Raw genomic sequence first — 10,387 nt, 5'->3', positions numbered from 1 at the left:
TCGCCCGCTTTCTCGACCATGTGCCCGGCTGTTTCGCCTATGTCGGCAATGGCGAAGGCTCGGCCCCGCTGCACAACGCATCCTATGATTTCGACGATCGCGGCCTGATCCACGGCGCGCGTTTCCACGCCGCGATTGTCAGGCACAGGCTCGGCGCCGGCTGAGCGGCCGCCGCGCGAGAAGCAAATCTTTCAACGCAGCGCTCCGGGGGAAGGACCTCGCAAACATCCGCTGATGTTTGGAATCAAACCCTATGCCCAGCGGGGTAGACATGAGCCTGCTCTCGCCTCAATGGCTGTCGAACAGGCTCATGCTTCAACACTCAGGCGCGCTTCGGCCGGCGCACGGCCCGCAGCGTGCTCTTGCCGCCATCGCCGCAATAGAACAGGCCGGCACCGTCCGATTCCAGGCCGGACAAGCCGACCCCGGAGGGCATGGCGAGCGCGTCCAGCCCCTTGCCGGTCGCGGGATCGATCCGGCGCAATTCGCTTTCGCCGTCCTCCCAGGTGCCGTGCCACAATTCGCCCTCGACCCAGGTCACGCCGGTGACGAAGCGGTTGGTCTCGATGCTGCGCAACACCTTGCCCGTGGCCGGATCGATCTGATGGATCTTGCGCTCGCGGTAATGGCCGACCCAGAGCGAGCCCTCGGCCCAGGCGAGGCCGGAATCGCCGCCCTTGCCGGGCGCCGGGATCGTGCTCAACACAGAGCCCGTCCGCGGATCGATCTTCTGGATGCGGTCCTCGGCGATCTGGAAGAGATGCGTGCCGTCAAAGGCCGTGCCGGCATGAGCGGGAACGTCGATGGTGCGGATGACCTCGCCGCTGGCGGTATCGAGCGCGTTCAACCGGTCCCCGGACGCGAACCAGACATTGGCGCCGTCGAAGCTGACGCCATGGACCTTCTCAACGCCCGGAAACGGGCCGTAAGTGCGGGCGATATCGGCAGCCTGTATCGTCATGGCGTTGCTCCTGCGTCTGTTGTCAGGCTCGACCCTAGCCATCCGGCCATGACGCCGGGAGTAACAAACTCGTCGCGAAACCCGGCATCGGCGGCATCACCCAGCGGCGCGCCCGCGCCTGCCCGTAGGACTGGACCTTGCCGGTCTCGGCCAGGGCATCGAGCGCGCGCTGGACGCTGCGCTGACTTGAGCCAAGCGCCAGCGCCAGGGCAGAGCTCGACCATGTCTCGCCATCGGCCATGAGGGCGAGCACCGTGGCATGTTTCTCCTCGATCGGGCGCGCCAGCACCACGATCCCCGTTGCAAGGCGCGGCGCGATGACAAAGCCGGCTTCCGTCGCGCTGATCCGCACCAGCGGCCGCAACGCCGCACGCAGGCGGCCTATCTCGACGCGCAACCGCGCCCGGTGCGATTCATCGGTGAAGCGCGAGCCGAAAGCGCGGGCGATCAGCGCGTCGCGTGGCGCATCCCTCGGCCAGGCCTCGGCCAACGCCCGCAACAGAGCGAAGAGCACGGGGCGCGTGGCCAGCGAAACCGAACTGTCGCGGTCGTGTACGGCGTGGCGGCAGGCATCGACGACCAGCGCCTCAGAGGCCTGCAGATCCTCGATCTCGTCGAGCAGCAAGGGGCGCTCGACGCCATCAGCGATCAATCGCGCGGCGGGCTCGTCGAGCAGGCGGCGGGCGGCTTCGACCTCGGCTATCAGTGCGGGGATGCCGGCTCTGTCGGCGGCAGCGCGCGCTCCCGCCAGCGCAGTCCGCGCGGCGCGCGCCTCCATCCGGCGCAAGGCGATGCCGGCCTTCGCCAATCCATGGACCGCGCGCAGCGGCGCCGGAAGCTGCGCTGGATCGATGCCGGCGAGCCGCTCGCTCGCATGGTCGAGCCGGGCGATCAGCAGCAGCCGACGGATATCGAGCAGGCGCGCATGGGCCGCGTTCGCGCGGTCGCCATGGGTTTCGAGCACGACAGCGGCCTCATCGAGCTTTCCGGGAGCCCAGCCGAGATCGCGCGCCGCCAGGGCGACCTCTGCCTCGGCGACCATGCAGCGGGCGCGCGCGACCGCCTCCCTTGGCCCGAAGGCGCGGCCGGCACGGCGCAGCAGAACCTTGGCGCGGGCGAAATCGCCGAGCTGCGCCATCGCGATACCGCGCAGCGCCAGCGCAGGCGCATCGTCGCGCAAGGCGACCCGGTTCAGCGCGCCCAAGGGATCGCCCGCCGCGAGCGCCCGGGCCGCCGCCGTGATCAGCGAGTCCATCGGAATCCCGCCAAACTTGTCACTCCCACCGTCTGCCGCCTCCGCCTTACCACCGATCGCGACGCCGCATCGAGTGTCGGAGCGGCGCGGACATTTGGCGACAGGAGTGAAGCACCATGACCCGTCATGCGATCGGAACACGCGAAGAATGGCTCGCCGCCCGGCTCGAACTGCTGGAGGCCGAGAAGGCGTATACACGGCAGGGCGATGCGCTCGCCGAGCGGCGGCAGGCGCTGCCCTGGGTCAAGGTCGAGAAGGATTATCTCTTCCAGACCGAGCAGGGCGACGCCTCGCTCGCCGATCTCTTCCAGGGGCGCTCGCAGCTCCTCGTCTACCATTTCATGTTCGGCCCGGACTACAAGGCCGGCTGCCCGTCCTGCTCGGCGATCGCCGACGGGTTCAACGGCTCGACCACCCATCTCGCCCATCACGACGTGATGCTCTGGGCGATCTCGCGGGCGCCGATCGAGAAGCTCCTCGCCTTTCGCGAGCGGATGGGCTGGAGCTTCCCCTGGGCCTCGTCCGGCCAGACCGACTTCAATTTCGACTTCAACGTCTCCTTCACCGAGATGCAGGAGCGGACGCAGGGCGTCGATTACAATTTCCGCCACCAGCCGAAATTCGAATGGCGAGGCCCCGGCAACGAATTCGAACGCTCCTTCGCAACGATGGCCGGGGTGGACGTGCCGACCTATCACCGCGACCGGCCGGGCCTGAGCGCCTTCATCCGCGAGGACGGCGCGATCTACCACACCTATTCCAGCTATTCGCGCGGGGTGGACGGGGTCTGGGGCATGTATGCCTGGCTCGACCGGGCGCCGAAGGGCCGCAACGAGGCGGAAGGCCCGTGGTGGCTTCATCACGACCGCTACGCATCCCGCCAAGCCGCAGCGTGAATCTGGCCGGGACAAGCTGCGAGAAGGGCGCCACGTCCGGTCAAGAGGCCGGGCGTGGCGCCCCGCTCTTCTTTGGGACGGCGGCCTTGCTCTTCGTCGCCGCGACCGTCGTCACGATCCTGTCCTGCGCCTCGATGACGACGATGAGCGCCGTGCCGATGGCCGGCGGCTGGCTTCTCTCGGGGATCTGGCTGCCGCTCTGCGGCCAGTCCTGGCTGGAAACCGCCGCCTGCTTCCTTGGCATGTGGCTCACGATGATGGTGGCGATGATGCTGCCGTCGCTGATACCGGTGCTGTGGCGCTATCGACTGGCGGCAGTCGAAGCCGGAGCATGTCGGCCCGGTCAGCTCGCTGCGCTGGCCGGCACCGGCTATTTCATCATCTGGACCGGTTTCGGCCTTCTCGTCTTCCTTGTTGGCGCTGCGTTGGCGCAGGCCGCGATGCAGTTTCACTCGCTCGGCCGCCTTGGCCCGGCTGCTGGCGCTCTCATCGTCCTGATCGCCGGGCTCTCACAGTTCTCGGATTGGAAAGCGCAACGGCTGACCGATTGCGGTGGAGGCTCCGGCGCCTTGCCAGCCCGTCCCGGCGCAACAGGCGCCGTTCGAACCGGCGCCGCCCTCGGTCTGCGCTGCTGCATGTCCTGCGCCGGCCCAATGGCGGTCCTGATTGCGGGCGGTCTCATGGATTTGCGATTGATGCTTTGCGTGACGCTCGCCGTCACAGCCGAGCGCCTGTTGCCGCCGAAGTCGCGTATCGCCTCCGCGACAGGTGTCGTCATGGCTGCCACCGGTCTGCTTTCGCTCGTGCAGGCGCTCGGATGAACCGGCCCGCAAAGCGCCCATGGCGACCAGTTTAGCATGGTGCCGGCAAAGCTCCTTGACGCAGCGCAAATTCGTTGCTCCATTCATCTAAAGCATCAAGCCGCGAAGTTGATGCATTAAAGGGATCGCCATGGCTCAACCCGCCAACCCCGAGGCCTCTCCCTGGCTCAGCGCCGCAGCTTCGGCTGCCGCTCAGTCGCGCAGCACCATTTTCGAGATGAGCCGGCAGGCCGAAAGCGCGGTCATCGACCCGCGCGATGCCGGCGGATTTCCCTCCGGATGGCGCCGCGCCGTCGCGGCCCGGATCGCGACGCTGAACGCACTGCCGGAGCTTGCCGCCCATTACCTCGCCGGCGTGACCGATCCGGCGCTGCGCGGCCTCGCTGATCCCTCCGAGATGGGGCGCGACGCCCGCGAGCGCAGCGTCATTACCTTCATGGACCGGGTCGCGACCCAGCCGCGGGCCGTGCAGGCCGAGGAGATCGAGGCGCTCAAGGCGGCCGGCGTTGCCGACGCCAATATCGTGCGGCTCTGCGAACTCAACGCCTTCATGAGCTATCAATGCCGCGTCCTCGCCGGGCTCGCGGCTCTCAAGGGAGCCTCCGCATGAGCCGGGTCGTGCATCGTTTCACCCGCAACGTGCCGGACTGGCAGCCGCGGGTGACCCCGGTCGACCTCACCAAGGCGAGCCCCGAGCAGCTCGACGCGCTGAAGGTCACGCCGTCCAACACCAAGGTCTCGGATTACGTGCTGGTGCTGGCGCATGACCCGGAGACGCTCAACGTGCGCTCGCCGCTGTTCAACGGCATCATGTACGATCCCGGCGGGTTGAGCCGGGCCGAGCGCGAGCTCGGCGCGATCGGCGCCTCCGTCGTCAATCGCTGCATCTACTGCGCCGCGGTGCATGCCGCACGCCACGCGCAGCTCAGCAAGGACACCGCCGTCACCGACGAATTGTTCGCCAATGGCGAGAAGGCCAAGCTCGGGCCGCGCGACCAGGCGATCTTCGACTATTCCGTCAAGCTCTCGCAATCGCCGCCGGCGGTGACCGAGGCCGACACCGCCCGCTTGCGCGAGGCCGGGCTGGACGAGGCCGAGATCGTCGACCTCATCCTGTCCACGGCTCTGTTCGGCTGGGCCAACCGGCTGATGCACATCCTCGGCGACCCGGTCCGCAAAGACGGGTGAGATGAGCCGCCTCAAGATCCTCGAAGCCTATCTGCAGGTCGCCTCGCTCGGCAGCGTGACGGCGGCGGCGAAGCATCTGGGCGTGTCCCAGCCTTCCGTCAGTCGCATGATTCAGGAGCTGGAACGCGACCTCGGTCAGCCGCTGTTCGAGCGCGTCGGCCAGCGGCTGGTGCTGACGCAGAAAGGCATCGTGCTGCGCGACGATGTCGAGCGGGCGCTGGCCGGCTTTGTGAATCTGTGGGACCGCGCCCGCGAGGTGATCGGCGAGGCCGAGCCCCCGATCCGGATATCGGCCGTGTCCTCGCTCGCCTTCGGTCTGCTGACCGATGCCTGGAACGGGGCGGACGCGCCGCGGCTCGCGATCGAGGTCGAGAGCCCCGATCGCGTCCAGAACGCGGTGATCTCCGGCAATGCACAGCTCGGCGCAACCAGCGCGCCCTTGTTGCATCGCGACCTCGCGCTCGAATGGCTGGGCACCGCGCCTTGCGTGCTCGCCGTGCCCGAGACCGATCCACTTGCTAGTAGCGAAGGACCGATCAACCTCCAGGCCCTCTCAGGCCGGGACCTCGTCGGCATGTCGCTGCGCCGGGGCGTGCCGGCGCGCATCCGCGCGGCGCTCAATGCGGCCGGCGTCGATGTCCGGGTCCGGATCCGCACGACCTCGACCATGAACGTCCTGTCCTTCATCCGGGCCGGCGCCGGCGTCGCCATCGTCGAGCCGCTGACGCTGACCGGCAACCCGACGCCGGGCATCCGTATCCTGCCGCTGGCGACGCCGATCCCCTATTGCTTCGGCGTCGTGACCGCGCGCGGCGTCACCATCTCCGACAAGGCTCGCGACCTGATCTGCGCGCTCAAGACGAGCGCGCAGAAGCGGCTCGCCGATTTCACCCTGATCCCGCCCGAAGAGCACCACGCGCTCCTCGCCTCGCTGACCAAACAGGAGACGCGGCTGTGACGACGAAACAGGCCGGAGCGCCGGAAGGACTGGAGGCGCTGAACCGGCGCGTCGCCCGCGAACTGGAATTGCTGACCCTGCCGGCCGCGCCCTGGGTGCCGGAGAAAAGCATCGGCGGCGAGCCGGTGCTCGACGTCGCGATCATCGGCGCGGGCATGGCCGGGCTCGCCGCAGCCGCCGCTTTCCGCAATATCGGCCTACGCGCCGTCAATTTCGACCGGCGCCCGCAAGGTTTCGAAGGACCCTGGGCAACCACGGCGCGGATGGAGACGCTGCGTTCGCCGAAGACCCTGACCGGGCCGGCGCTCGGCATCCCCTCGCTGACCTTTCGCGCCTGGTTCGAGGCGCAGTTCAGTGCAGACGAGTGGGAGGCGCTCGACAAGATTCCGCGCCTGATGTGGATGGACTATCTGCGCTGGTTCCGCGAGGTTCTCGCGCTCGATGTCCGCAATGGCCATGAGATCGCGATGATCCATCTCGGCCCCGAGCATGCGACGCTGGAGATCGATGCCCCCGAAGGCCGCCAGCGCGTGATGGCGCGCCATGTCGTGCTCGCGACCGGCCGCGACGGGCTCGGCGGCCCGGCCGTGCCGGAGATTGCCGAGAGCCTGCCGCGCGAGCGCTGGGCCCATTCCTCGGACGATAACGACTACGCGTTGCTGCGCGGCAAGCGCGTCGCGGTCATCGGCGCCGGCGCTTCGGCGATGGACAGCGCGGGCACGGCGCTCGAATCCGGGGCGGCCAGCGTCGACCTCCTGATCCGCCGCCGCGACATTCCCCGCATCAATCGCGGCAAGGGCATGGGCCATCCCGGCTCGATCGCCGGCTATCGTCACCTGCCCGATGCCTGGAAGTGGCGGATCAACAGCTATGTCTCCCGCGAACAGGTGCCGCCGCCGCGCGCCAGCGTGCTGCGCGTATCGCGCCATCCCAATGCGTTCTTCCGGCAAGGCACGGCCCTGATTTCGGCCCGGATATCTGGCGACGAGATCGTGGTCGAGACCAGCGCGGGCACGATGCGCTTCGACTTCATGATCTTCTCGACCGGCTTCAAGGTCGATTGGGGCAGCCGGCCCTTCCTCAAGGAGATCGCGGCCTGCGCCCGCAACTGGGTCGATCGCGGTGTGCCCGAGGATGCCGAGCCCAGCCTCGGCGCCATGCCCGATCTCGGGCCTGGCTTCGAATTCCAGCCGAAAGTACCCGGCACCTACCCCGGGCTCGAGCGCATCCACTGCTTCTGCTACCCGGCGATGATGTCGCATGGCACGGTTTCCGGCGACATCCCGGCGATCAGCGACGGCGCCGAGCGATTGTCGCAGGCGATCGCGTCACGCCTTTTCCGCGAGGATATCGAGGCGCATTTCCAGCGCGGCCAGGATTATGCCGAGCCGGAGATCTTCGGCGACGAATGGGTGCCGATCCTGCCCGAACCCGCGAAGGTGCCGGTCTGATGCTCGGGTGGCTGCTCCAGCGCGTCGCGCAGGCGCTCCTCGTGATCTTTGCGATGTCGCTCGTGGTCTTCCTCGGGCTACATGCCGTCGGCAACCCCGCCGATCTCCTGCTGGCGCCGGACGCCACCCAGATCGACCGGGCCGAGCTGGTGGCAAGGCTCGGCCTCGACCGACCGCTCTGGGAGCAATATCTGAACTTCGTCGGCAGCGCCCTGCGGGGCGATCTCGGCCGCAGCTTCGTCTACAACGTGCCGGCGGTGACCCTGATCCTGCAGCGCCTGCCGGCGACGCTGGAGCTTGCCTTCGCGGCGATGATCTTCGCGGTCATCATCGGCGTTCCGCTCGGGCTCTATGCCGGGCTCTATCCCGAGCGCCTGCTGTCGAAGCTGATCCAGACCGGCAGCATCCTCGGCTTCTCGCTGCCGACCTTCTGGGTCGGGCTGCTGCTGATCATGACCTTCAGCGTCTCGCTCGGCTGGCTGCCGGCGAGCGGGCGCGGCGAGACGGTGCGCGTCTTCGGGGTCGAATGGTCGTTCCTGACGCTGAACGGCTGGCGCCACCTGCTGCTGCCGGCAATCAACCTGTCGCTGTTCAAGGTCTCGCTGGTGATCCGCCTGACGCGGGCCGGCGTACGCGAGGTGCTGCCGCTCGACTATGTCCGCTTCGCGCGAGCCAAGGGCCTGCGCCGCGGCCGGGTCGTGATGATGCACATCCTGCGCAACATCATGATCCCGCTGGTCACCGTGCTCGGGCTGGAACTCGGCTCGACCATCGCGTTTGCGGTGGTGACCGAGAGCATCTTCGCCTGGCCGGGCTCCGGCAAGCTCATCCTCGACAGCATCAACGCGCTCGATCGGCCGGTGGTGATGGCCTATCTGCTGGTGGTGGTAACGCTCTTCGTCTTCATCAACCTCGTCGTCGACATTCTCTACCGCGTGCTTGACCCGCGCGTCCGCGAGGAGGCCTCGGCATGACCACGGTTCCAGCCGCTTCCGCCCGCCGCCCGTCGAGCAGCGCGCTCCGCCGCTTCCTGCGCGCGCCTTCCGCCTGGATCGGGCTTAGCCTGATGACCCTGCTCGTCATCGGCGCCGTGTTCGCGCCGCAGATCGCGCCGCAGAACCCGTTCGACCTCGCAGCCATCGACGTGCTCGACGCCCGGATGACGCCGGGCTCCGTGTCGTCGGGCGGCGACATCACCTATCTGCTCGGCACCGACGGGCAGGGTCGCGACCTGTTTTCGGCGATCCTCTACGGATTGCGCACCAGCCTCACCGTCGGCGTCGGCTCGGCCGTGCTCGCCGGCATCATCGGCATCTTGCTCGGGCTGATCGCGGCCTGGGCCGGCGGCCTCCTCGATGCCGTGATCATGCGGCTCGTCGACCTCATCATGTCGCTGCCCTCGATCCTGGTCGCGCTCCTGATGCTGGCGCTGCTCGGCAAGGGCATCGGCAATGTCGTGCTGACGCTGGTCCTGCTGGAATGGGCCTATTATGCCCGCACCGCCCGCGCCCAGGCGCTGGTCGAGCGCAAGCGCGACTATTTCGAGGCCGCGCGGGGGCTGGGCCTGCCGATCTCGCGCATCCTGCTGCGCCATGTCCTGCCGAATTGCCTGCCGCCCCTGCTGGTCATCGGCGCGCTGCAGGTCGCGCGCGCCATCACGCTGGAGGCGACGCTCTCCTTCCTTGGGCTGGGCGCACCGGTGACGCAGCCCTCGCTCGGCCTGCTCATCGCCAACGGCTTCCAGTTCATGCTCTCCGGCGAATACTGGATCAGCTTCTTCCCGGGCCTGACGCTGCTGACGGCGATCGTCGCGATCAACCTCGTCGGCGACCGCCTGCGCGAGGTGCTCGATCCGAGGGCGCTGAAATGACCGCGCCCCTGCTCGAAGTCCGCAACCTGCGCACCCGCTTCCGCACCGATCGCGGCGATCTCGACGCCGTGCGCGACGTCTCCTTCACCCTGCAAGCGGGCGAAACGCTCGGCCTCGTCGGCGAGAGCGGCTCCGGCAAATCGGTCACCGGCTTCTCGATCATGGGGTTGATCGACCCTCCAGGCCGGATCGTCGGCGGCGAGATTCTGTTCCGCGGGCAGGACCTGACCAAGCTCGACGAGGAGGCCATGCGTTCCTTACGCGGCAACCGCATCGCCATGGTCTTCCAGGACCCGATGATGACGCTGAACCCGGTGCTCCGGATCAGCACCCAGATGATCGAGACGATCCGCGCGCATGAGACAATCGACGATGCCACGGCGCGTGTCCGGGCACGGGACCTGCTCGGCACCATGGGCATCCCAAGCCCGGAAGCGCGGCTCGACGCCTATCCGCACCAGCTCTCGGGCGGCATGCGCCAGCGCGTCGCGATCGCGATCGCCCTGATCAACAAGCCCGACCTGATCATCGCGGACGAGCCGACCACCGCGCTCGACGTCTCGATCCAGGCACAGATCCTCGCCGAGGTGCAGCAACTCACCCGCGAGAGCGGCACCGCCCTGCTCTGGATCACGCATGACCTCTCGGTGATCGCCGGCATCGCCGACGAGATCGCGGTGATGTATGCCGGCCGCATCGTCGAGCAGGGCAGCGTCGACGCCGTGCTCGACCATCCCAGCCACCCCTATACGGCCGGGCTGATCGGCAGCCTGCCGGGGACGAGCGCGCCGGGCTCCATACTGGTCCAGATTCCCGGCACGACGCCGGATATGGTCGACCCGCCCCAAGGCTGCGCCTTCGGGCCGCGCTGCGCCCGCCGTGACGACGCTTGCGAGCGCCAGCCCGCCTTCACGGATGGCGCGCATCGCTTGCGCTGCTTCCATCCTCTGTCCGGCACCGCATCGACCGCCGAGGTGCCGGCATGAA

At 68.2% G+C, this 10,387-nt stretch carries 11 protein-coding genes and 1 pseudogene; 10 read left to right on the top strand and 2 right to left on the bottom strand.

Translation table 11 applies throughout. The annotated features are described in order from the left end of the window. A pseudogene (locus tag Q0Q02_RS12010) lies at positions 1-164 on the top strand (amidohydrolase); the annotation flags it as partial. 158 nt (positions 165-322) lie between these two features. On the opposite strand, the gene Q0Q02_RS12005 reads toward Q0Q02_RS12010, so the two are convergent. After that, entirely contained in the window at positions 323-961 is a 639-nt protein-coding gene (locus Q0Q02_RS12005) for a PQQ-binding-like beta-propeller repeat protein (RefSeq protein WP_293809663.1), read from the bottom strand. A 34-nt stretch (positions 962-995) separates the two neighbouring features. Beyond that, positions 996-2,216 (bottom strand): helix-turn-helix domain-containing protein, encoded by a 1,221-nt coding sequence (locus Q0Q02_RS12000; RefSeq protein WP_293809661.1) that lies wholly within the window; start codon positions 2,214-2,216, stop codon positions 996-998. A gap of 116 nt (positions 2,217-2,332) precedes the next feature. Between Q0Q02_RS12000 and Q0Q02_RS11995 the strand changes: the two genes are divergently transcribed. The 9 genes from Q0Q02_RS11995 to Q0Q02_RS11955 all read left to right on the top strand — a co-directional run bounded on the left by Q0Q02_RS11995 (position 2,333) and on the right by Q0Q02_RS11955 (position 10,386). Then, positions 2,333-3,112, top strand: coding sequence for a DUF899 domain-containing protein (locus Q0Q02_RS11995; protein ID WP_293809659.1), 780 nt, complete (start codon positions 2,333-2,335; stop codon positions 3,110-3,112). Positions 3,113-3,198: 86 nt separating this feature from the next. Continuing rightward, positions 3,199-3,933 carry a DUF2182 domain-containing protein gene (locus Q0Q02_RS11990; protein ID WP_293809657.1) on the top strand — a complete coding sequence of 245 codons (735 nt, stop codon included), beginning with the start codon at positions 3,199-3,201 and terminating at the stop codon, positions 3,931-3,933. Positions 3,934-4,063: 130 nt separating this feature from the next. After that, on the top strand, positions 4,064-4,543 hold the full coding sequence (locus tag Q0Q02_RS11985) for a hypothetical protein (protein ID WP_293809655.1): 480 nt from the start codon (positions 4,064-4,066) through the stop codon (positions 4,541-4,543). After that, entirely contained in the window at positions 4,540-5,121 is a 582-nt protein-coding gene (locus Q0Q02_RS11980; RefSeq protein ID WP_293809653.1) for a peroxidase-related enzyme, read from the top strand. Before Q0Q02_RS11985 ends, Q0Q02_RS11980 begins: the two co-directional genes overlap by 4 nt. Position 5,122: 1 nt before the next feature. Next, complete coding sequence (locus Q0Q02_RS11975; RefSeq protein ID WP_293809651.1) at positions 5,123-6,079, top strand: LysR family transcriptional regulator; 957 nt, start codon at positions 5,123-5,125, stop codon at positions 6,077-6,079. After that, on the top strand, positions 6,076-7,530 hold the full coding sequence (locus Q0Q02_RS11970; RefSeq protein WP_293809650.1) for an NAD(P)/FAD-dependent oxidoreductase: 1,455 nt from the start codon (positions 6,076-6,078) through the stop codon (positions 7,528-7,530). The genes Q0Q02_RS11975 and Q0Q02_RS11970 overlap by 4 nt, the downstream gene beginning before the upstream one ends. After that, complete coding sequence (locus tag Q0Q02_RS11965) at positions 7,530-8,504, top strand: ABC transporter permease (protein ID WP_293809648.1); 975 nt, start codon at positions 7,530-7,532, stop codon at positions 8,502-8,504. Before Q0Q02_RS11970 ends, Q0Q02_RS11965 begins: the two co-directional genes overlap by 1 nt. Further along, positions 8,501-9,400, top strand: a complete 900-nt coding sequence (locus tag Q0Q02_RS11960) for an ABC transporter permease (protein ID WP_293809646.1) — start codon at positions 8,501-8,503, stop codon at positions 9,398-9,400. Before Q0Q02_RS11965 ends, Q0Q02_RS11960 begins: the two co-directional genes overlap by 4 nt. Then, the gene (locus Q0Q02_RS11955) at positions 9,397-10,386 is read left to right on the top strand and encodes an ABC transporter ATP-binding protein (protein ID WP_293809644.1); all 990 of its coding nucleotides are present in this window, start codon (positions 9,397-9,399) and stop codon (positions 10,384-10,386) included. Before Q0Q02_RS11960 ends, Q0Q02_RS11955 begins: the two co-directional genes overlap by 4 nt. The last annotated feature ends 1 nt before the right edge of the window (position 10,387 follow it).

It is taken from the genome of uncultured Allobosea sp. (assembly GCF_945956895.1).
GTDB lineage: Bacteria > Pseudomonadota > Alphaproteobacteria > Rhizobiales > Beijerinckiaceae > Allobosea.
The sequence above is the reverse complement of the archived record's forward strand: the minus strand, read 5'-3'. Positions and strand labels throughout refer to the sequence as shown.

Coding starts and splice junctions, on each gene's coding strand:
- Q0Q02_RS12005 (WP_293809663.1), bottom strand. CDS start 961: ATGACGATACAGGCTGCCGATATCGCCCGCACTTACGGCCCGTTTCCG.
- Q0Q02_RS12000 (WP_293809661.1), bottom strand. CDS start 2,216: ATGGACTCGCTGATCACGGCGGCGGCCCGGGCGCTCGCGGCGGGCGAT.
- Q0Q02_RS11995 (WP_293809659.1), top strand. CDS start 2,333: ATGACCCGTCATGCGATCGGAACACGCGAAGAATGGCTCGCCGCCCGG.
- Q0Q02_RS11985 (WP_293809655.1), top strand. CDS start 4,064: ATGGCTCAACCCGCCAACCCCGAGGCCTCTCCCTGGCTCAGCGCCGCA.
- Q0Q02_RS11980 (WP_293809653.1), top strand. CDS start 4,540: ATGAGCCGGGTCGTGCATCGTTTCACCCGCAACGTGCCGGACTGGCAG.
- Q0Q02_RS11975 (WP_293809651.1), top strand. CDS start 5,123: ATGAGCCGCCTCAAGATCCTCGAAGCCTATCTGCAGGTCGCCTCGCTC.
- Q0Q02_RS11965 (WP_293809648.1), top strand. CDS start 7,530: ATGCTCGGGTGGCTGCTCCAGCGCGTCGCGCAGGCGCTCCTCGTGATC.
- Q0Q02_RS11960 (WP_293809646.1), top strand. CDS start 8,501: ATGACCACGGTTCCAGCCGCTTCCGCCCGCCGCCCGTCGAGCAGCGCG.
- Q0Q02_RS11955 (WP_293809644.1), top strand. CDS start 9,397: ATGACCGCGCCCCTGCTCGAAGTCCGCAACCTGCGCACCCGCTTCCGC.